Raw genomic sequence first — 21,443 nt, forward strand, 5'->3', positions numbered from 1 at the left:
CGGGGGCCGGACCTTTTTGTGCCGGCGTCGCCTTCGATCCGTACTGCCCGACCTCATGACGAGACCTGTGTGCGGGTCCGTCCGGAAACCAGATAACCGAATGCTGTGGCCAATACGTACATGAGGAACGAGTAGACAGCGGCCGGTATCGCCACCTCAGTGCTTCCGAGCACGCTCAATGCGACTGTGAGGGCAACGGTGGTGTTGTGGATTCCGATTTCCATCGAGATCGCGATCGACTGCGGCTCACCCATCTTCAGCAGTCGCGCAGCACCGTAGCCGATGGCGAGGCTTGCGAAGCAGAACAACCCCGTCACCAGTCCGACCTGTTCGAGGTAACCGACAACGTTGGATCGCTCGCCGATGAGAGCGCCGACCGCCACCGACACCAAGATGACGATCGAGAAGATCCGGACCGGTCGATCCGCGCGTTCGGCGAACGCCAGAGAGCGATTGCGCACCAGCATTCCGAGTGCGACCGGAATCAATACGAGAGCTATGACCTGCACGATCTTGCCGAACTGCAGGCCCAATTCACCGTCTGCATCGAAGTAAGCGATGGCGAAGTTGGTGATGACGGGAATGGTCACGGCCGCCAGAACCGAATTGACCGCAGTCAACGTGACGTTGAGTGCCACGTCCCCACGGAACAGGTGTGAGAACAGGTTCGCGGTGGTCCCGCCCGGCGAGGCGGCCAGCAGCATCACTCCGACAGCCAGCAACGGCGGTAGGTCGAACAGAAGAATCAGTCCGAATGCGAGAACCGGAAGAACCAGGATTTGAAGAGCCAGGGCCATCACAACGGCCCGCGGCGTGCGTGCGGTGCGTCGGAAATCCTCGACGGTCAGCGACAAGCCGAGTCCGAACATGACGATCGCGAGTGCGATGGGCAGAAACGTCGAAATCACTACCGAGTCGTCCATGAATTCCTTCTGGTGCGGGAAACGTGAGATGAGTGTGCGGCATTCGTCCGTTTCTGGCGAGAGTTCGCTGTGCAGAATGAAAATGAGCCGATCGGGTTGCCTGCCCGGTCGAGTCGACATTTTCGACGGATCGACGGCCCGCATCCCGAAGTCAGGTGTGGTGATTCACGCCATAGACGTGCACAGTGGAGACGACGCACACACTTCGATGGAAGGACACTCACGTGTCGGACGATGCTCAGAGCGAACCCACAGTCGACGACGCCACGCTGGAGGAAGCGAAGAAGTCCGTCGAGGGCCTCGACGACCGTTATCGACCCGGCGCCCGCCCCACCGTGGCCCTTCCTGGAACCAACGGCACCGTTGCGGGAACCGCCTTCGCGGATATGGTCGACGACAACGGTGAGATGGTCGACGCCGATGACCAGGACTCCGCCGACACCAACGGCTCTGCCGACACGGATCACGCCGACAACCAGGAAAAGGTAACGTCCTCGAACGATGCCTGAACTCGATGGTCCCGACGCCTCCGCCGACATCGATCTCGGCGGGGGCGTCGCCCATTTGCACACACCGTCGATACCGTCACGGGGCGGCCTCGCTCTGACGCACGGTGCGGGCGGCAACTGCGAGTCGCTGCTACTGCAGCGCATCGCGGCAGTATGGACGGCAGCCGGGTTCACGGTGCTGCGGTTCGATCTTCCTTTTCGTGTACGCAAACCCAAGGGACCACCGCATCCGTCCCGTTCGGACGAGGACCGGCTGGGCATCGCTGCGGCCATCGATCGTCTTCGCGAAGCTACGGACGGATTCATCGCATTCGGTGGGCATTCCTACGGTGGTAGGCAAGGGTCGATGATCGCGGCCGACCGCCCGGGCCTCGTCGACGGACTCGTCCTGACGTCCTATCCCCTGCACCCGCCGGGCAAGCCGGACAAGGCTCGTACACAGCATCTTCCCGACCTGCGAACACCGACGGTGGTGGTACACGGCACGAAGGACCCGTTCGGCACCACTGCCGAACTGACCGCTGCGCTCGCGCTGATCCCGGCCCCCACACTGCTGGTCGACATCGAGGGCGCGGGCCACGACCTGGCCCCTGTCAAGTACGACGCGGCGACAAAAACCCTTGCCGGTGCCGTCTCGCTGTTCGGTGCCCCGACGTCCGATTCGTCTGTTGTCGTCCCGCTCTTCGACCCGTTGCGCTGAAGTGGTCTACTAAGGCATGCCGACCTGGGGATGGTTCATCGTTGCGTTGGTCCTCGTCGACGCCGCGGTGCTAGCGGCGTGGCTGTTGGCCCGCAAGAAGCCCGGCTCGTCCCCGGAGACCGCGAAGAACATCAGGCTCATCGGTCTCGACGAGAGCGCCCGCGCAGACATTCATCGACTGCTGGCCGCGAACAAGAAGATCCAGGCCATCAAGGTATTTCGGGAACGAACAGGTGCCGGGCTCGCCGACGCGAAGAACGCGATCGAGAACGTCGAGCGCGGGGAGCCGTTTCCGTCCTCGGCCACCATCGTCGACGCTGCACAATCCGGTCCGACACCCTGGGACGATCTGATCCCGCGATTGCAGTCGCTGAAATCCGAAGGAAAAGCGATCTCCGCCATCAAACTGTTGCGCGACCGCACCGGCCTGTCGCTGCGGGATGCCAAGAACGCGGTGGATCTGCTGTGACCGTGCGCGTGGCAGCACTCGCCGATGCGCATCGCGTCGCCGAGATGGCCGCGTCGACCTTTCCGCTCGCCTGCCCGCCGGGAACCCGAGCAGAGGACATCGAGCAGTTCATCTCGACGGTGTTGTCCGTACGTCATTTCGAGAACTACATCGCCGACGCGACCAGGACGGTCCTCGTCGACCAGACAGTCGAGGCGGACGTGGTGGGTTACGCGCTTCTCGTGTCCGAGACGCCCACGGACCCGGACATTCGCGCGGCCCTCTCGACCCTGCCGACCATGGAAATCAGCAAACTCTATGTGCGGCCGACCGAGCACGGCAGCGGAGCCGCCGGGCGACTGATGTCGTCATCGTTGAGCCATGCACGTGATTCCGGTTGTGCCGCAGCATGGTTGGGCGTCAACCAACAGAACGTGCGGGCGCAGAAATTCTACGCCAAACACGGGTTCGAGATCGTGGGCACCAAGACGTTCGTCGTCGGAGTCCAGACGCACGACGACTACGTCATGCAGGTGAGGCTGTGACGTCCACTCAGCCGACTGCAGCGAAACGCGACAATGCAAGCAGACGCGAGGTGGCGCGCAGGTACTTCTTGCGGTAGCCGCCGGCCAACATCTCCTCGGTGAAGATCTCGTCGAGCTTGCCACCCGAGGCCGTCACCGGGATGCCTGCGTCGTACAGACGATCGGCGAGGACCACCAGTCGCAGAGCGATGGCCTGATCCGATGCCGGGTGCACGTTCTTCAGGAACACTGCAGGAATTCCGTCGAGCAACTTGCCGTAGCGCGAGGGATGCAGTGTGCTCAGGTGCTTGAGCAGATCGTCGAAGTCGTCCAGGGTCGCACCGTCGATGGTGTCGGCACGCTCGACCAGTTCGGACTCGGACGTGGGCTCGGGGGCCGGGGGCAGATCGCGGTGGCGGTAGTCCGGGCCGTCGACGCGGATGGACTCGAATATCGAGCCGAGCTTCTTGATCTCCCGCATGAAGTCCTCGGCGGCGAAGCGACCCTCACCGAGCTGCCCGGGCAGGGTGTTCGACGTAGCGACGATGGACACTCCGCGCTGTGAGAGCTCGGAGAGCAACCGCGAGACCAACATCGTGTCGCCGGGATCGTCGAGCTCGAACTCGTCGATGCACAGCACGCTGTGGTTCGAGAGTTCCTCCAGTGCCTTGTTGAAGCCGAGAGCACCGACCACGTGGGTGAGTTCGACGAACGTGCCGAACGCCTTGGGCTCGGGAACGCTGTGATAGATCGAGGCCAGCAGGTGAGTCTTGCCGACGCCGAAGCCGCCGTCGAGGTACAGGCCGGCACCGACGGCAGGGGTCTTCTTGCCGAAGAGGCCGCGCTTGCCCTTGCCACGGATCTTCTGGACCTTGCTCGCGAACTCCTCGGCCTTCGCGACTGCAGCAGCCTGAGTCGGCTCCTTGGGATCCGGAATGTACGAGGAGAAACTGACGTCGTCGAACATCGCCGGCGGGACCATCTGCGCGATCAGCTGATCGGAGGGGACCACGGGATTTCGGTCGACAAGGCGTGCGGACATTTGTCGAGCGTAACGACGTGGTCTGATCTCTCTCATGCAGCTTCTCGATATTGGGACCTACTTCACATCGGAGCAGGCGACCGCGTCCATGCCCACCGTCGGGTCGACACTCGACGACGATGCCATCCGCGCTCTGCACCCCTACCCGACCGATCTGGACCGCCCGTGGATCCGAACGAACTTCGTCGCCAGCATCGACGGATCGGTCACCGCGAACGGTAAGTCGGCGGGCCTCGGCACCCCCGCGGATGCCCGACTGTTCGGCATCCTGCGCGAACTGTGCGACGCCGTCCTGGTCGGTGCCGGAACCGCTCGTGCCGAGAACTACGGCGGCGTCTCGCTGTCCGACGAGGCGACAGCACGACGGGTGGAGGGCGGACTGGCACCGATTCCGACCATCGTGGTGGTCACCGCCTCCGGTTCGATCGACGCGGATTCCCGATTGATCACCGACACCGACGTCAAGCCCGTCGTGGTGACCACGACAGCTGCTGACGGCTCGAAGGTGGCTGCTCTCCGGTCGGCGGGAGCGACGGTGATCGAGGTGTCCGGCGAATCGGTGTCGACCGGCGACATCGTCGCGGCAATGACCGACCTCGGATTCCACCGCATCCTGTGCGAGGGCGGACCGGGACTGTTCGGACAATTGGTGTCCGACGGTGCAGCCGACGAGCTGTGCCTGACGGTTTCGCCGATGTTGGTCGCCGGAGAGGCGGGCCGTATCGCCCACGCCGGCCACGCGTCCGACACGCCGATGCAGCGGACGCACGTTCTCGGTGACACGGACGGGACGCTGCTCACGCGCTGGGTACGTCAGCGATGAGCAGCGCGCGGTCCGCCATCGATCGAAAAGTCGATAGCCTCGCACGGTGACGCAGAAACGTACGTTGCTCGCCGCCGCCCTCGTCCTCGCCACAACGTGCGCGGCCTGTGGTGCCGGGCCGTCGATGCGGCCCGATGTCGCGGTGGAGCAACTTTCCCCCGGTCAGCCCGCCGAGTCCCCGGCAGAAGCGCCGCCGGAACCGGAAGCTCTCGCAGTTCCGACCTCCGATCTCGCCTGGGCCGAGTGCACCGATGCGACACTCGGGACGTTCGGGCTCACCTCCACTACTCCGGGGCTGACCCTGGAATGCGCGGAGTACGAAGCCGACGTCGACGCCAGCGGGCAGATGTTCGGCACTTTCGCCGTCGGTGCACTGCGAGCGCGACTCGATCGCACACCGGCCGATGCGGGCCCGTTGGTCTTCACCTCCGGTTCCGATCGGTCCTCGATCGCCACGTTGGCGACGATGGCTGCCGGCCCACTCTCGACCCTGCTCGAGGCGCATCCCGTCGTTGCGGTGGACCGACGTGGCATCGGCCGATCCACCGCTGTGGACTGCATCGACGACACCCTCCAGTCTCCTACCAAGTCTGCTGTCGATGCACTGGGGCAGTTCACCAGATCCGACGCCGATGCCGTGGACCGAGCCGTCGACGCCGGTCGGGACGCCACCATCGAATGCACCGACACGTTGCAGCCACAGGAACTCGCCTTTGGCACCACCTACGCCGCCGATGACCTGGACCGCCTCCGACAACTCTGGGGTGTGGACCGGATCGGAGTGATCGGCTCGGGCAACGGCGCGCTCACCGCGTTGGCCTACGCGGCGAAGTTTCCGGACAACATCTCCCGCCTGATCCTCGACTCGCCGACCGGAGTCGGTGCCGATCAGATCACGCTGGCCGAGCAGCGGACTCAGGGCAAAGAAGCGGCCTTCACTGCATTTGCCCAGCGTTGCGTCGCCCTGAACTGCTCACTCGGCAGCGACCCGACGGCCGCCGTGGCGGAACTGCTCGGACGCGCGGCCGGTGGTGAATTCTCGCCGCTGTCCACCCACGAAATCCTGAACGGCATCACTTTCGCGCTCGCGTCGACCGCAGGCGACGCGTCGTCGCGGGCCACCGGCCTGTCGACGACTCTGTCGGCGGCTGCCGCGTCCGACACCACCGCGCTAGCGGCCCTCGCCGAACGCGGTCGAAACGCTTACGGCACCGACGGACAATTCGTGTCTCGCTGCACGGACGGGCAGCAGTGGCCGTCGCCGCAGGGCGTTCGCGACCTGTCGTCGCAGTGGAACGACCGCTATCCGATCTACGGCACCGACGCCGCTCTGACGGCGCTGCTGTGTTCGTCGTGGCCGACGGCTCCGTCCATTCCGCTGCCGTCGTCCCTGGACGTCCCGGTGTTGGTCCTGGCCAACGCCGGCGACCCGATCGTCGGCAACGGCGGCCTGTCCTCGGTCACCGGGTTGGTCGGGGCGTCCGGTGCAGGCGTCGCCTCGGCTGCATGGCAGGGCAGCGGGCACCCGAGCCTCGGCGGATCTCAATGTCTCCAGAGCGCTGCGGTGAACTACGCCCGCGACACCGCGCTTCCGACGGACGGCACCGTCTGCCCCGCCTGAGTCGGGTGCCCATCGCGGGGTGTCCTTCGCCGGTGCGGTCGTCGCCTCGGGTACCGTTCCCGGGTGTCACTTAGCTTTTTGGAGCCGCGGTCAGGGCGGACGACCGCCGAGGTAATCAAGTACGCCCTGTGGCCCATCGCCATCATGACCGTCATCCAGCGTGTGGTGATCAAGGCGGTCAACGGAGACATCACCAACGATTTCAACCCGGTGTACAGCGCTGCCCTGGCATTCCTCAACCGCCAGCCGGTGTACACGGCCAACTTCGACTCGGTCGATCCGCACTACCTGTATCAACCGAGCGCGACGATGCTGCTCTCCCCCATTGCCGTCATCGATCCCGAGCGGTCCCGCTGGCTGTTCATCATCGCCAGCACCGTCGCGATTCTGCTCGCGCTGTACATCCTGTTGCGTATCTTCGGATTCCGGCTCGATTCGGTTGCGGCCCCCGCACTCCTGCTGGCGGCCTTCGTCAGCGAAACCGTGACCAACACGTTGGTGTTCACCAACTTCAACGGCTTCGTCCTTCTCGGTGAGGTGGCCTTCCTCGGGTATCTACTCCAGCGCAAAGATCTGTCGGCCGGCGTTGCCATGGGTCTGACTCTGGCCATCAAGCCGATGCTCGCGCCGCTGCTGCTGCTTCCGCTGATGACACGTCAGTGGAAGGTCTTCATCACGTCGATCGCGATCCCCGTCGTGATGATGGCCATCGCCTGGCCGCTGTCGGTCGACCCGATGAACTTCATCGACCGGACGTTGCCGTACCTACTGCAGACTCGCGACTACTTCAACAGTGCTGTCGTGGGTAACGGGCGGTACTACGGTGTCCCCGAACTGCTCACCCTCGGCATCCGCGCGGTTCTGGGAATCATGGTTCTGATCTCGCTGTGGCTGCTCTACCGATACTGCCGCGAGGACCGTCTGTTCTTCTTCGCGACCACCTCCGGACTGATCCTGACCGCACACTGGCTGCTGGGATCACTGGGCCAGATGTACTACTCCATGATGCTGTTCCCGCTGCTGATGACCGTCGTGCTGAAGAATTCGCTGCTACGCAACTGGCCCGCCTGGCTCGCGATCTACGGGTTCATGAACTACGACCGATGGCTGTCGGGGCGCTGGATAGAAACCGGCCGAGCCCTCGACTACCTCCGCACCACGTTCGGGTGGGCGTTGCTGATCGTCGTCATCTTCGGTGTTCTCGTCGGACGCTATTTCGCGGCCCGCAGCGAAGGACGACTGGACGACGGAATCGAACCGAGCTACCTGCTGCCGAGCGCGCCACCTGCGAAAACGGCATAGCCCGACAAATCGTATTAGCGTGGAAGCATGAGTTCAGCAACCGACAACAACTCCGCTCCCGCCGTCCAGCTCACCGACGCACAGTGGCGCGAGAAGCTGACCCCCGAGGAATACGCGGTGCTCCGGCAGGCCGGCACCGAACGACCGGGCGTCGGCGAATACACCGACACCACCACCGAGGGCATCTACGAGTGCCGCGCCTGCGGTGCCGAACTGTTCCGCAGCACCGAGAAGTTCGAATCCCATTGCGGTTGGCCGTCCTTCTTCGACCCGGCCGACAGCGACGCGGTCATCCTCAAAGAGGACACCACGCTCGGAATGCGCCGTGTCGAGGTCGTCTGCCGCAGCTGCCACAGCCACCTCGGCCACGTGTTCGAGGGCGAGGGCTACCCCACGCCGACCGACCAGCGGTACTGCATCAACTCGATCTCGTTGACGCTCAAGCCTGCATCCTGATCCGCTCTGCTCGAGCCATACTGTGAGCATGCGCACTTTCACCTCACCAGAGCAGATCAAGGCCGCCGTCGGCGAAGACCTCGGTACCAGCGATTGGCTGCAGATCACCCAGGAACGGGTGAACACTTTCGCCGACGCCACCGGCGATCATCAGTGGATCCACGTGGACGTCGAACGGGCGAAGAAGGAAAGCCCGTTCGGCGCACCGATCGCACACGGATTCCTGAGCCTGTCACTTGTGTCGATGCTCAACTGGCAGATCTACACCATCGAGAACACCAAGCTGGGAATCAACTACGGCTCCAACAAGGTTCGCTTCATCAACCCGGTGAAGGTCGGCGCCCACGTTCGCCTGCAGACCACCCTCGTCTCCGCCGAGGAAGTATCCGGTGGAGCACTACAGCTGGTGACGGCGGGAACGTTGCAGATCGAGGGCGAGGACAAGCCCGCGCTCGTCGCCGAGATCATCTCTCGGGTCGTGTTCTGACCCCGGATCGAACAGGTGGATCGAACGCGGTGATCGGCGGCAGTGCTTCGTCGTAGCGTTCGATCTCCACCAGTACGTGCTGTCCTGTGCATCCGCGCGAGAGCGACGACGCACCGTCGTCTGCGGTGAGCACATTCACGCTGCCGTGCTTACACATCGAATCGGGATCGGCCGGATCTTCAGGGTCGTACCAGGCCCCGGTGGACAGCTGAACGACCGAATCCAGCATCGCGTCGTCGACGATCACACCGGCCAGGCACGAACCGCGGTCGTTGAACACCAGCACGACGTCCCCGTCCGATACTCCCCTGGCCGCGGCCGCAGACGGGTGCATGCGTACGGGCTCGCGGCCCTGAATCTTCGAGTTGCGGCTCACCGCACCGTGATCGAGCTGACTGTGCAGCCTGGTGCGCGGCTGATTGGCGATCAGGTGCAACGGAAACTGTTGGGCGCGTGGTCCGCCGAGCCATTCCTGCGGCTCGAACCACATCGGATGCCCACGGCAATCGTCGTAGTCGAAGCTCGCAACCGTTGCCGAGAAGATCTCGATCTTGCCGCTCGGGGTGCGCAGGGCGTTCCCCACCGGGTCGGATCGGAAATCTTGGAGGAACGTCAGATCGTCCTCGGTCTGCATCCGAAACGACCCCTCGCGCCGGAAATTTTCGTACTCCGGCGTATCGACGCCGCCTGCGCGTAGATATCCGCGCCACTGCCCGTACAGATGCTCCAGCCATTGCCGAGAGCTACGTCCCTCGGTGAACTGCTCACCCACACCGAGTTTCGCCGCCAGCTCGGCGAAGGTGTCGTAGTCGTCTCGCGAATCTGCGAAGCGGGCCACGGCCGGTTCCATCGCGACGAGCAACGGATCGTTGCGCGTGCAGCTCAAGTCCGACCGTTCCAACGACGTGGTCGACGGTACGACGATGTCGGCGTGCTTGGCCATCGGTGTCCAGTAGGGATCGTGTACGACGACGGTGTCGGGTCTACCGAGAGCGCGACGCAGCCGTCCGAGATCCTGGTGATGGTGGAACGGATTGCCGCCGGCCCAGTAGACGACCTTGATGTCCGGATACGTCAATCGCTCACCGTTGTAATCGAATTCACCACCGGGATCGAGCAACATGTCCGAGACCGCGGCCACCGGAATCAAATCGGGCACCGGATTGATTCCCTGTGGCAGGGTCGGTAAGGGATACGGCACCGGGGCCAGACCGGGCTCGTTCATCGAGCCGTAGCCGTGTCCGAATCCCCCACCGGGCACGCCGATCCGACCCAACATCGATGCCAGCGTGATGCCCATCCACGGGGCCTGCTCGCCGTGCTGCGTCCGTTGCAGTGACCACGTGACCGTCACCATCGTGCGTTTCGACGCCATCTCCCGCGCGAGATCCGCGATCTCCGCGGCCTCGATGCCGCAGATCGTCGACGCCCACTGCGGGGTCTTGGGTGTGCCGTCCGTGATGCCGAGCAGGTACCGCTCGAACTCCGGATAGCCTTCGCAGTACTTCTCCAGAAACGCTGTGTCGTGCAGCTTTTCGTCGGCGAGCACGAATGCGAGCGCCAGCATCATCGCTACGTCGGTGCCGGGCCGCGGGGCGATCCATCGAGCGTCGCCACTCATGTCGTTACGTAGCGGACTCACGGTGACGATCTGCCCACCCCGGGCGCGCATCGCGTCGAGCGAGTCGACCGTCGGATGATCCGAGGTGCCACCGTGATTGATACCGGTGTTCTTCACCGGGACTCCGCCGAACGCCACCAGCAATTCGGTGTGTGCGGCAATCACGTTCCAGGACGTGGAGCGCGAGAACATCTTCCAGTGCGCACCGAGGACGTGCGGCATGATGACACCGGTCGCACCCAGTGAGTAGCTGTGCACCGATCGTGTGTAACCGCCGATGCAGTTCAGAAAGCGATGCACCTGACTCTGCGCGTGATGGAAGCGTCCGGCGCTCGCCCACCCGTACGACCCGCCGTAGATGGCGTTGTTACCGAATGTGTCTACTACTCTGCGTAATTCGTTCGACAGTAGGTCCGTCAGCTCGCCCCACGAGATCTCGACGAACTCGTCGCCGCCACGCTTGTCGGTCGGACCCGGCCCGTGCTCGAGCCAGCCCCTGCGCACCGACGGTGCGGTGACGCGGGATCGATGGGTCACCGACCCGACGAGGTTGCCCAACACCGGGGAGGGATTACTGTCGGTCACTTCGGGATGGACCGCAGTGACATCGCGGCCGTCCGACTCGGCACGGAACATGCCCCAGTGGCCCATGTGCTGGGCACCGGCTACTCGGGTCATCGAATTCCGAACTCGCGCAGCGCCTTCAGCAGAGCGTCAGGGCGTTCCGACGTCGGCACCGGATCGACGAGCGCGAAGTGGCACCCGATGTCCCGCGCGGCACCGTCGGCCTCGGCGCTGTCGCCCACCATCAGCGTGCGTGCGGGATCGACGCCAAGGGCCTGGACCGCGTGCCGAAAGATCTCCGGCTGCGGCTTGACGTGCCCGACCTCGAACGACAGCACGAAGTGATCCACGTACCGATCGAGATCGCGATCGACGAAGGCAGGACGGATGTCGAATGCGATATTGCTCAGCACCCCCACCCGAACCGATTCGCGCGCAAGCCTTTTCAGCACCGCCTCGGTGTCCGGATACGGCGTCCACGAGTCTGCGTCGATCACGCGTCCGTACACCGACTCGGCCTGCTGCGGATCGGTGACCCCGGATTGCGCGAGCACGTGCAGATACGCCTGTCGGTGCAGGGCTGGGTCGAGGTCTCGGTGTCGCCAGGCATGACGCGTCGCGTCGTCGAACTCGACCGTCTCCCCCACCGGTGCCGTCATGCGCCGCATCAGTTCCGCGGCTCCTGCTCCGTCGACCGGAGTGCCGTCTGCATCGTGGATGCCGTCGAACCAGGTCGGGTGCTCCTCCAGCCGGAACAGCGTGCCCGAGAAATCGAACAGGACGGCGTCGATGGTGGGGGTGCCCGTCGTCGTCACGGCAGGGATTCGACGAGCGCGTCCACCTCGACCCGAGGGCCGGTGAAGAACGGGGTCTCCTCGCGCACGTGTCGCCTTGCCTCGGTGGCCCGCAGGTCACGCATCAGGTCCACGATGCGATCGAGTTCCGGGGCCTCGAAGGCCAGGATCCATTCGTAGTCGCCGAGCGCGAAAGACGGCACGGTGTTCGCGCGTACGTCCTTGTAGCCCCGGGCAGCCATACCGTGGTCGGCGAGCATCGTCCGACGCTCGTCGTCGGGCAGCAGGTACCAGTCGATCGACCGGACGAACGGGTAGACACAGATGTACGCGCCCGGATCCTCACCCGCGATGAAGGCCGGGACGTGGCTCTTGTTGAACTCGGCCGGGCGATGGAGGGCGGTGTTGCTCCAGACCGGAGTGCTCGCCTTGCCCAGTGCGGTGGTGCGCCGGAAGTCGGAGTATGTCGCCTGGAGGTCCTCGATGCGTTCGGCGTGCGTCCACACCATGAAGTCGGCGTCGGCACGCATACCGGCGATGTCGTAGACCCCGCGCACCGCTACACCCTTGTCTTCCCGACTTTCGAAGAAGACTTTCGCCTCCTTGGCGGCCTCGGCCCGATCCTCGCCCAGAACCCCGGGCGTGACCTTGTAGACCGAGAACATCAGATAGCGGAGAGTCGAGTTGAGCGCTGAGTAATCGAGGCGTGCCATGGCCCTATCGTGCCACTTCGATCACACGGGCGGCAGCGGTGGTGGCGGACGCAATACACGCGGGCACCCCGACGCCGCGCTGCCAGGCTCCCGTGACCTCGAGGCCGGGTAGGTCGGCAACTCCGGCCTCGATGGCAGCAACGCGATCGAGGTGCCCCGGCGCGTACTGCGGCAGGCCTCCCGGCCATCGCTGCACGGTTGCCGCCAGCGGGCGTACATCGACGCTCGACACCGTCTCGAGGTCCGCGAGCGCGATCGCGATCGTGTCCTCGTCGGATCGGTCCGAGGCCGTGGAGTCGCCGAAGCGGCCGAGCGAGGCCCGCAGCAGTACCGCTTCACGCTCCCCGAGGTGCGGCCATTTGCGGCTCGACAGGGTGAAGGCCTTGACGTTCAGGCCTGCGTCCGTGGCCACCAGGATTCCCGAGTTCTGCGGCAGCTCCGTCGTCTTGGGGAAAGCGAGCGCGACGACGACCGACGATGCAAGTTCGATATCACGCGCGGCCTGCGACGCCGCGGGTGCCACCTCCGCGATCAGCCGACCGAGAATCGGCGCCGGGACCGCCAGCACCACTCCGTCGACGAGTCCGACGCCATCGACGAACCACCCGTCGGACTCGCGGCCTATTCGACCCACGTGTGCTCCGACGACCGTTCTGGCATCGGTCGCGGCGACGAGGGCGTCGAGCAGTACCGCATAACCGTCGCGCAGGCCGCCGAACACCGGTCCGGGCGACGGGGTGGGCAATGCCGTCAGCACTGCCTCGGTCAGGTTCGCCGCGCCGCCGTCCAACGCGGCAGCCAACGTGGGCAGTGCCGCGCGGACGCCGATCGAGCTCGACGAACCGGAGTACACACCGCCTAGCAGTGGATCGACCGAACGGCTGACCACCTGAGAGCCGAATCTGGTGCCTACGAGATCGGCCACACTCACGTCCGAACCCGCGGTCCATGCGAAGGGCCGCGCGGTCTCGGTCTCGATGAGGTGCAGGTCTTGGGGGTCCACCAGATCCCGTACCGAGTCGGCAGAGGACGGGATACCCATCAGGGTGCCGAGCGGAAGTGCGTGTGTTCGACCGCCGGAGAAAACGAGCGGACGCACCGGCGCCGGGTACACCAGTTGATCCGACAGGCCCAACTCGACGAGCAGTGCCGGCACCTCCGGCCGTCGGCCGATGAAGGCTTCCGCACCGACGTCGAGCGAGTCCGTGCCGACTGTGGTGGTGCGCAGCGTGCCGCCGATGCGGGACGAGCTCTCGACGAGAGTGATCTCGGCATCCGGCCCGCAGGACTGCCGAAGGCGATACGCCGCGACGAGGCCGGAAATTCCGCCGCCGATCACGGCGTACCGCCGGACGGTCACAACGAATGCACCAGCGACACCACGCGCGTCAGAATCTCGGGATCGGTATCGGGCAGCACTCCGTGTCCGAGGTTGAACACATGTCCGCGCGCTCCGGCCGCCACCGCGCGGTCTCCCTCGGCGGCGATGCGTCGGACTTCCGTCTCCACGGCATCCCAGCCGGCGAACAGCACCGCTGGATCGAGATTGCCCTGGAGGGCTTTGCCGCTGCCGACGCGGTGCACGGCGTCGTCGAGTGGGATCCGCCAGTCGACGCCGACGACGTCGGCCCCGGCCTCACCCATCGCCCCGAGCAGTTCTCCTGTTCCGACGCCGAAGTGGATCTTGGGTACACCGGCCGAGGACACGGCGTCGAACACTCGCGTCGAGTGCGGCAGCACGTACTCGCGATAGTCGGCGAGGGACAGCGCACCCGCCCAGGAGTCGAACACCTGCACTGCGTCGACGCCTGCGGCGAGCTGAGCCTGCAGGAACGTGATCGTGGTGGTGGCCAGTGCGTCGAGCAGCGCGTGCCACGTCGCCGGATCGGACCGCATCAGCGCTTTGGTCTTCTCGTGATTTCGACTCGGACCGCCCTCGACCAGATACGACGCGAGCGTGAAGGGCGCGCCCGCGAAGCCGATGAGCGGCGTATCACCGAGTTCTCGGGTGAGGATCCGCACCGCATCGGCTACCGGCTCCACCTGGTCGGGGGTCAGAATCGGCAACGCGGCGACGTCGGCAGCCGACCGTACAGGCTGCGCGACGACCGGTCCGGTACCGGCGACGATGTCGAGGTCTATGCCGGCGGCCTTGAGCGGGACGACGATGTCCGAGAACAGGATTGCCGCGTCGACGTCGTGCCGACGGACGGGTTGCAGGGTGATCTCGGCCACGAGGTCAGGACGGAAGCACGAATCCAACATGCCGATGCCTGCACGAATCTTGCGGTACTCGGGCAGTGACCTACCGGCCTGCCGCATGAACCACACCGGCCGACGCGAGGGAGCTCGACCTGCGATCGCGGCGAGGAACGGCGCGTCCGGGAGTTCTCGGCGGGCGGGGGCGGCGGCGTGCGGTTCGGCGTTCATCGACGTCCATGCTGCCACGTGTGAGAAGTACAACCGCCACCAAGGGCGACACACCCGCCGCAGTTCGATCACGACTCGGCGCGCCTCCGTCGCACGGCAACGTGACGCGTCTAACGTCCGATGACGTGACCGAACCCCGATCAACCGCCGAACCTGCGCCTTTCCGCGCCGCCATCGACGCGATGCATCGGGCTCAGGTACACCCGGCGATCGAAATCGGTCCGATCAGGCCGCCGCAACGCCTCGCTCCCTACAGTTACGCAATCGGGGCCGAGGTCAAACACGCCGAGTCCGAGCAGGTCGAGGAACAGAGCGACGGCGACGCATTCGGTCGTCTCATCCTTCTGTACGACCCCGACGGCGCAGAAGCCTGGAACGGCACCCTTCGGCTGGTCGCCTACATCCAGGCGGACGTGGACGAATCCCTCGCCGACGATCCTCTGCTCCCCGAGGTCGGCTGGAGCTGGTTGGTCGACGCACTCGAGTCACGGTCGGAGCCCCTGAACGCCCTGGGTGGCACGGTCACCTCCACCAGCTCGGTGCGCTACGGCGACATTGCCGGGCCACCCAAGGCTCATCAGCTCGAACTTCGCGCTTCGTGGACGGCGACGTCCGAGGACCTCTCGACGCACGTCGAGGCGTTCTGCGAGGTGCTCGCCTACGCGGCCGGATTACCGCCCGCAGGCATCACCACCCTCGGCCAGCGCAGTTCCAGCCGGACATAGTGGGCGGCCCTCCCACCCGCAGGGCCTAGAGTCACTTCTCATGTCAGCCGAGAGTTCTCCCGAGACCACGCCGGACGACGAGGCGAACGTGCCTGTCGCCGTTCCGCTACTGGCCCCGGCTGACGGCGTACCCGACGTGGTCGACACGCCGGACGCCGTGCGCGCGGCTGCCGCCCTGCTCGCAGCGGGTCACGGCCCTCTTGCCGTCGACGCCGAACGCGCCTCCGGCTTCCGCTACTCGCAGCGCGCCTACCTTCTGCAATTTCGCCGCCGCGGCGCAGGCACCGTTCTGCTCGATCCGATCCCGGTCTCCGGCGACCTCGCTCCGCTCGCCGAGGTGATCAACCCGCTCGAATGGGTACTGCACTCCGCCGATCAGGACCTGCCGGGACTCGCCGAACTCGGCCTGGTACCCGCCACGCTCTACGACACCGAACTGGCAGGACGCCTCGCCGGATTCGATCGAGTCGGACTCGGTGCCATCGTCGAACGCACCCTCGGACTGGCCCTGCAGAAGGGCCACGGGGCCGCCGACTGGTCCACCCGACCCCTGCCCGATACCTGGCTCAACTACGCGGCTCTCGACGTCGAGGTTCTTCTCGAATTGCGCGACGCGATGGCCGAGGAGCTCGACCGGCAGGACAAGACCGACTGGGCAGCACAGGAATTCGCCCACATCCTCACTCTCGGGCCGCCCAAACCCAAGACCGACAGATGGCGTCGGACATCGGGGATCCATGCGATCAAGTCTCCCCGCACCCTCGCTGCCGTTCGCGAACTGTGGACCACGCGAGACGAATTGGCGGCCAAGCGTGATGTGGCGCCGAGCCGAGTGTTGCCCGACTCGGCCATCGTGGCGGCGGCAACAGCGGACCCGAAAACCTCGCGAGAGCTCGAGCAACTTCCGGTCTTCGGCGGTCCCCGTCAGCGCAGATCGTCCCGATTGTGGGCCACGGCGCTGACTCGCGCGCGGGCACTGCCGACCTCCGAGTTGCCTTCGATGGCAGCCTCTTTCGACGGTCCACCTCCGGTCAATCGATGGGCCCGCCGCGATCCCGACGCGGCTGCCCGACTCGCCGACGTCCGAGCGGCGATGACGGAGCTCAGCGAATCGGTGTCGGTTCCGGTCGAGAATCTGCTGATGCCCGATCTGTTGCGTCGACTGGTGTGGGATTGGCGAACACCGGCCGACCCCGCCGTCGACCCGGCCGAGCTGATCGACGCTCGACTGGTCGAGGGAGGTGCTCGGCCCTGGCAGCGCACGGTGGTGGTGCCGGTACTGACCGAAGCACTGCACCCTTCTCAAGTTACCGGCGGGTAATACCGGCTACAGTAGGGGCGCGTCCGGGCACCCGGGCGAGTCGTCCGCATCTGTCGGGAGGATCGAAAAGCGTGTCTGTACCCGCGTCCACCAGCTCACAAAGGAATGTTGTCTTCGTCGACGGCATCCGTACACCGTTCGGCAAAGCAGGCCCCAAGGGCATGTACGCCGACACTCGCGCCGACGACCTCGTCGTCAAGGCGATCCGCGAACTTCTTCGCAAGAACCCCAACCTCCCTCCCGAGCGCATCGACGAGGTCGCGATCGCCGCGACAACGCAGACCGGTGACCAGGGCCTGACGATCGGCCGTACGTCCGCGTTGCTGGCCGGACTCCCCCGCAGCGTCCCCGGCTTCGCGATCGACCGCATGTGCGCAGGCGCGATGACCTCGGTGACCACCACCGGATCGGGCATCGGCTTCGGCCAGTACGACGTCGTCATCGCCGGTGGCGTCGAACACATGGGCCGCCACCCGATGGGTGAAGGCGTCGACCCCAACCCGCGCTTCCTCGCCGACAAACTCGTCGATCCCAGCGCGCTGGTGATGGGTAACACCGCCGAGAACCTGCACGACCGGTTCCCGAGCATCACCAAGGACCGCACCGACGCCTACGCCGTCGCGAGCCAGAACAAGTACGACGCCGCCAAGAAGGCCGGCTTCATCGCCGACACCCTCGTGCCCGTCGCCACCAAGTCCGCCGCCGGGTGGGGCCTGGCCACCGAGGACGAGCCGCCTCGCCCCGGCACCACCGTCGACGATCTCGCCAAGCTCAAGACACCGTTCCGGCCCGCAGGTCGCGTCACCGCAGGCAACGCCGCGGGACTCAACGATGGTGCCACCGCCGCCATCCTGGCCGGTGAGGACACCGCGCACGAACTGGGACTGAACATCGGCATGCGGATGGTCGGCTTCAGCTTCGCAGGCGTCGACCCGGCCGTCATGGGCATCGGACCGGTTCCCGCGACCGAAAAGCTGCTCGGCCGAACAGGATTGAGCATCGACGACATCGGCTTGTTCGAAATCAACGAGGCCTTCGCCATCCAGGTGCTCGCGTTTCTCGAGCACTACGGCATCGCCGACGACGACCCCCGCGTCAACCAGTGGGGCGGGGCCATCGCGTGTGGCCACCCCCTCGCGTCCTCCGGCGTTCGTCTGATGACGCAGCTGAGTCGCCAGTTCGCTCAGCAGCCCGACGTCCGCTACGGCCTGACGACCATGTGCATCGGTCTCGGTATGGGCGGCACCGTCATCTGGGAGAACCCCAACCACGCTGACTATTCGGGAACAGCCAAATGAGCGACATCACCACCGCGTTCGAGGACGAAGTAGTCACGAACGCGTTCACCAAGATCGTGTCCGTACCGGGGCTCGACGGCTCCATCGCGCTGGTGACCCTGGACAACGGCTTCGATCACACCAAGCCGTCGACCTTCGGTCCCGGCGGACTGGCCAAGTTCGACGCCGCACTCGACGAGGCATTCGCAGCGAACCCGGTGGCCATCGCCGTCACCGGTAAGCCGTTCATCTTCGCCGTCGGTGCCGACCTCAACGGTGTGCCGAACATCAAGACCAAGGACGAGGCGCTGCAGATCGGACAGCTCGGCCACAAGGTGTTCCGTCGCCTTCGCGAGTCGACGATTCCGACGTTCGCCTTCATCAACGGTGCCGCACTCGGCGGTGGCCTCGAAGTGGGACTGCACTCGCACTACCGCACCGTCGCGGAGAACGCTGCCGCCCTCGGCCTACCCGAGGCCTTCCTCGGCCTGGTACCGGGATGGGGCGGAACTCAGTTGCTGCCCAACATCATCGGAGCCTCGAACGCCGTCACTGTCGTCATCGAGAACGCACTGAACCAGAACCGCGTCCTCAAGCCGCAGCAGGCACTGGACCTCGGCATCGCCGACGCCCTCTTCGGCGGAGCCGACTTCCTCGAGCAGTCTCTCGCATGGGCCGCTCAGGTGATCAAGGGCGAGATCACCCCTGCTCGTCCCGAGATCGACCGCGGGCAGGCCTGGGACGACGCCATTGCCCGCGCCAAGGGCATCGTCGCGGGCAAGACGAACAACTTCGCCCCCGGCCCCGTCGCCGCGGTGGAGCTGCTCGAGCTCGCCAAGAGCACCGACATCACCGACTCTGCCTCGCTCGACAAGGCTTTCGCGGCCGAGGACGAGGCCCTGTCCACGTTGCTGGTCAAGGACGAGCTCCGCGCCGGGCTGTACGCCTTCGATCTGGTTCAGAAGCGCGCGAAGCGGCCTGCCGGTGCACCCGACAAATCGTTGGCGCGCAAGATCTCCGGCGTCGGCATCGTCGGTGCCGGCCTGATGGCCAGCCAGCTCGCGCTGCTGTTCGTGCGGCAGCTGAAGGTGCCGGTGATCCTCACCGACATCGATCAGGAGCGCATCGACAAGGGCGTCGGCTACGTCCACGGGGAGATCGACAAGCTGCTCGGCAAGAAACGCCTGTCCCCCGATGCCGCAAATCGGTTGAAGGCGTTGGTGTCCGGCTCGATCGACAAGTCCGCCTTCGCCAAGACCGACTTCGTCATCGAGGCCGTGTTCGAGAACCTCGACGTCAAGAAGAAGGTGTTCGCCGAGGTCGAGGAATTCGTCTCTGCCGAAACGATCCTTGCGACCAACACGTCTTCGCTGTCGATCACCAAGATGGCGGCGGACCTGAAGCACCCCGAGCGGGTCGTCGGTTTCCACTTCTTCAACCCCGTCGCGGTCCTGCCGCTGCTCGAGGTCGTCAAGGGTGAGAAGACCGACGATGCCACCCTCGCAACGGCATTCGCGACGGCCAAGACCCTCAAGAAGTCGGCCGTGTTGTCGGCGGATCTCCCCGGATTCGTCTTCAACCGTCTGGTCACGCGCGCGTCGAACGAGATCATCAGCGCGATCGACGAGGGCACCCCGTTCGATGTCGCCGACGGCGCAGTGGGCGAACTCGGCATGCCGATGAGCCCGTTGACCCTGCTGGCACTCGTCGGACCGGCCGTCGCCCTGCATACGGCCGAAACCCTCGCCGAGGCCTATCCGGATCGGTTCAAGGACTCGGCAGGCTTCCGCGCTCTCGTCGAGGCGAAGAAGCCGGGTGTGTGGACCTACGGACCCGAGGGCCAGGTCGTCGATCCCGAGGTGGCTGCCCTGTGGCCACAGGGAGATTCGCCGTCCACTGCCGAGCAGGTGCTCGACCGCACCCGCAACGCATTCGCCGACGAGATCCGGATCATGCTCGACGAGGGTGTCGTGGCAGCAGCCGAGGATATCGACCTCTGCCTGCTCCTCGGCGGAGGCTTCGGATTCTGGAACGGCGGCATCACTCCGTACCTGGACCGCAGCGGTGCATCCGAGGCCGCAACCGGTCAGCGCTTCCTCGCCCCCGGTGTAGCCAGCGTCTAGCTTTCCCCGCCGAGTTCGAGGTTATGGACGGATTTCTCCGGATTTTCGTCCATAACCTCGAACTCGGCATTGTTCGGTCACGCTATGGTGCGATCCGATGAACAACGAACGCAGTCGGCTGATCGGCATCGGCTACCGAATGTTGGGGTCGTACAGCGACGCCGAGGACGCCGCATCCGAGGCTCTCGTTCGGTGGTACCGACTCACCGACGCCGAACGCGACGCCATCGACGTCCCTGCTGCATGGCTCACCCGAGTGGTGGGCCGGATCTGCCTCGACATGCTCGGATCGGCTCGTGTTCGCCGCGAGAACTACTTCGGTCAGTGGCTACCTGAGCCCGTCGAGACCATCGCCACCGAGGGTGCCACCGACCCCGCCGACCGAGTTGCGCAGCAGGAATCGGTATCGCTGGCCCTGCTCGTCGTACTCGAATCGCTCGGTCCGGCGCAACGCGTCGCTTTCGTCCTGCACGACGCGTTCGCCGTGCCGTTCGACGAGATCGCGACCGTTCTCGATCGATCCCCGGCCGCCTGCCGCCAACTCGCTTCTGCCGCACGAACTCACGTGCATTCCCGTCATCACTTCGTCGCCGATCCCCGCGAGCACGATCGCGTCGTGCGGGCGTTCGCATCGGCGTCCGCAGGCGGGGACCTCGCATCCCTCGTCTCGGTGCTCGCGCCCGACGTCACCTTGATCAGCGACGGTGGTGGCCACGTATCCGCGGCCCGTAATGCCGTCCTCGGATCCGATCGAGTCGCTCGCTTCGTCCGCGGCATCACAGCCAAGTCCACCGATCTCGAGTGGTCGATCGAATCCGTCAACGGCCTGTCGGGGATCGTGATCCGACGCGCTGGTGCGGTGTTCGGCGTCATCGGGTTCGACACCGTCGACGGCATGGTCTCCAGCGTGTGGATCGTGCTCAATCCGGACAAACTCCGGCACTGGGTCTGACACCCGCCATACATTCGTCACGGCTGCGTCGTCAGAGAGTGGAGGGCCGCGCAGCGCGGTCCGCATCATCTCTCGAGAATCAGGTGGA

At 65.4% G+C, this 21,443-nt stretch carries 21 protein-coding genes; 14 read left to right on the forward strand and 7 right to left on the reverse strand.

Features of this window, described 5'->3' with window-relative positions:
• Positions 1 to 53: 53 nt before the first annotated feature.
• Positions 54 to 923, reverse strand: a complete 870-nt coding sequence (locus tag MTX35_RS01020; protein ID WP_243593175.1) for a bile acid:sodium symporter family protein — start codon at positions 921 to 923, stop codon at positions 54 to 56.
• 224 nt (positions 924 to 1,147) lie between these two features.
• Between MTX35_RS01020 and MTX35_RS01025 the strand changes: the two genes are divergently transcribed.
• From MTX35_RS01025 to MTX35_RS01040, 4 genes are read left to right on the forward strand one after another with little or no spacing between them, the layout of a single operon-like run.
• Positions 1,148 to 1,432 carry a hypothetical protein gene (locus MTX35_RS01025; protein WP_243593176.1) on the forward strand — a complete coding sequence of 95 codons (285 nt, stop codon included), beginning with the start codon at positions 1,148 to 1,150 and terminating at the stop codon, positions 1,430 to 1,432.
• Positions 1,425 to 2,132: an alpha/beta fold hydrolase gene (locus tag MTX35_RS01030; protein ID WP_243593177.1), complete on the forward strand. Its 708-nt coding sequence runs from the start codon at positions 1,425 to 1,427 to the stop codon at positions 2,130 to 2,132. The genes MTX35_RS01025 and MTX35_RS01030 overlap by 8 nt, the downstream gene beginning before the upstream one ends.
• A gap of 16 nt (positions 2,133 to 2,148) precedes the next feature.
• Positions 2,149 to 2,601, forward strand: coding sequence for a hypothetical protein (locus MTX35_RS01035; RefSeq protein ID WP_243593178.1), 453 nt, complete (start codon positions 2,149 to 2,151; stop codon positions 2,599 to 2,601).
• Complete coding sequence (locus MTX35_RS01040) at positions 2,598 to 3,125, forward strand: N-acetyltransferase family protein (RefSeq protein WP_374230209.1); 528 nt, start codon at positions 2,598 to 2,600, stop codon at positions 3,123 to 3,125. The genes MTX35_RS01035 and MTX35_RS01040 overlap by 4 nt, the downstream gene beginning before the upstream one ends.
• Before the next feature lie 7 nt (positions 3,126 to 3,132).
• Here the strand turns inward: MTX35_RS01040 and zapE are convergent, their stop codons facing one another.
• On the reverse strand, positions 3,133 to 4,146 hold the full coding sequence (gene zapE / locus MTX35_RS01045) for a cell division protein ZapE (protein WP_243593179.1): 1,014 nt from the start codon (positions 4,144 to 4,146) through the stop codon (positions 3,133 to 3,135).
• 34 nt (positions 4,147 to 4,180) lie between these two features.
• Between zapE and MTX35_RS01050 the strand changes: the two genes are divergently transcribed.
• From MTX35_RS01050 to MTX35_RS01070, 5 genes are all read left to right on the forward strand, one after another.
• Positions 4,181 to 4,969, forward strand: a complete 789-nt coding sequence (locus tag MTX35_RS01050; RefSeq protein WP_243593180.1) for a pyrimidine reductase family protein — start codon at positions 4,181 to 4,183, stop codon at positions 4,967 to 4,969.
• 46 nt (positions 4,970 to 5,015) lie between these two features.
• A complete protein-coding gene (locus MTX35_RS01055) occupies positions 5,016 to 6,590 on the forward strand; it encodes an alpha/beta fold hydrolase (protein ID WP_243593181.1) in 1,575 nt (524 codons plus the stop codon).
• Positions 6,591 to 6,653: 63 nt separating this feature from the next.
• Complete coding sequence (locus MTX35_RS01060; protein WP_243593182.1) at positions 6,654 to 7,892, forward strand: glycosyltransferase family 87 protein; 1,239 nt, start codon at positions 6,654 to 6,656, stop codon at positions 7,890 to 7,892.
• A 27-nt stretch (positions 7,893 to 7,919) separates the two neighbouring features.
• A complete protein-coding gene (gene msrB, locus MTX35_RS01065; protein ID WP_068050608.1) occupies positions 7,920 to 8,348 on the forward strand; it encodes a peptide-methionine (R)-S-oxide reductase MsrB in 429 nt (142 codons plus the stop codon).
• A gap of 28 nt (positions 8,349 to 8,376) precedes the next feature.
• The gene (locus MTX35_RS01070; RefSeq protein WP_183130156.1) at positions 8,377 to 8,835 is read left to right on the forward strand and encodes a MaoC family dehydratase; all 459 of its coding nucleotides are present in this window, start codon (positions 8,377 to 8,379) and stop codon (positions 8,833 to 8,835) included.
• Here the strand turns inward: MTX35_RS01070 and MTX35_RS01075 are convergent.
• The 5 genes from MTX35_RS01075 to hemE are packed head-to-tail and all read right to left on the reverse strand — an operon-like array spanning position 8,813 to position 14,957.
• Positions 8,813 to 11,134 (reverse strand): molybdopterin-dependent oxidoreductase, encoded by a 2,322-nt coding sequence (locus MTX35_RS01075; RefSeq protein ID WP_243593183.1) that lies wholly within the window; start codon positions 11,132 to 11,134, stop codon positions 8,813 to 8,815. The two genes, MTX35_RS01070 and MTX35_RS01075, sit on opposite strands and share 23 nt — an antisense overlap.
• Positions 11,131 to 11,835, reverse strand: coding sequence for an HAD family hydrolase (locus MTX35_RS01080; protein WP_243593184.1), 705 nt, complete (start codon positions 11,833 to 11,835; stop codon positions 11,131 to 11,133). The genes MTX35_RS01075 and MTX35_RS01080 overlap by 4 nt, the downstream gene beginning before the upstream one ends.
• Entirely contained in the window at positions 11,832 to 12,527 is a 696-nt protein-coding gene (gene hemQ / locus MTX35_RS01085) for a hydrogen peroxide-dependent heme synthase (RefSeq protein WP_243593185.1), read from the reverse strand. The genes MTX35_RS01080 and hemQ overlap by 4 nt, the downstream gene beginning before the upstream one ends.
• A 4-nt stretch (positions 12,528 to 12,531) precedes the next feature.
• Complete coding sequence (locus tag MTX35_RS01090; RefSeq protein WP_243593186.1) at positions 12,532 to 13,887, reverse strand: protoporphyrinogen oxidase; 1,356 nt, start codon at positions 13,885 to 13,887, stop codon at positions 12,532 to 12,534.
• The gene (hemE, locus tag MTX35_RS01095) at positions 13,884 to 14,957 is read right to left on the reverse strand and encodes a uroporphyrinogen decarboxylase (protein ID WP_243593187.1); all 1,074 of its coding nucleotides are present in this window, start codon (positions 14,955 to 14,957) and stop codon (positions 13,884 to 13,886) included. The genes MTX35_RS01090 and hemE overlap by 4 nt, the downstream gene beginning before the upstream one ends.
• Positions 14,958 to 15,082: 125 nt before the next feature.
• On the opposite strand from hemE, the gene MTX35_RS01100 reads away from it, so the two are divergent.
• The 5 genes from MTX35_RS01100 (at position 15,083) to sigJ (ending at position 21,355) form a co-directional block, all read left to right on the forward strand.
• The gene (locus tag MTX35_RS01100) at positions 15,083 to 15,682 is read left to right on the forward strand and encodes a DUF3000 domain-containing protein (protein ID WP_243593603.1); all 600 of its coding nucleotides are present in this window, start codon (positions 15,083 to 15,085) and stop codon (positions 15,680 to 15,682) included.
• A 40-nt stretch (positions 15,683 to 15,722) separates the two neighbouring features.
• Positions 15,723 to 17,003 (forward strand): ribonuclease D, encoded by a 1,281-nt coding sequence (locus tag MTX35_RS01105; RefSeq protein ID WP_243593188.1) that lies wholly within the window; start codon positions 15,723 to 15,725, stop codon positions 17,001 to 17,003.
• Positions 17,004 to 17,074: 71 nt separating this feature from the next.
• Positions 17,075 to 18,301, forward strand: coding sequence for an acetyl-CoA C-acyltransferase (locus tag MTX35_RS01110; RefSeq protein ID WP_243593189.1), 1,227 nt, complete (start codon positions 17,075 to 17,077; stop codon positions 18,299 to 18,301).
• Entirely contained in the window at positions 18,298 to 20,403 is a 2,106-nt protein-coding gene (locus MTX35_RS01115) for a 3-hydroxyacyl-CoA dehydrogenase NAD-binding domain-containing protein (protein WP_243593190.1), read from the forward strand. Before MTX35_RS01110 ends, MTX35_RS01115 begins: the two co-directional genes overlap by 4 nt.
• Before the next feature lie 97 nt (positions 20,404 to 20,500).
• Positions 20,501 to 21,355: an RNA polymerase sigma factor SigJ gene (gene sigJ, locus MTX35_RS01120; RefSeq protein ID WP_243593191.1), complete on the forward strand. Its 855-nt coding sequence runs from the start codon at positions 20,501 to 20,503 to the stop codon at positions 21,353 to 21,355.
• Positions 21,356 to 21,443 lie beyond the last annotated feature (88 nt).

Source organism: Rhodococcus sp. ARC_M12, from assembly GCF_022810385.1.
GTDB lineage: Bacteria > Actinomycetota > Actinomycetes > Mycobacteriales > Mycobacteriaceae > Rhodococcoides > Rhodococcoides navarretei.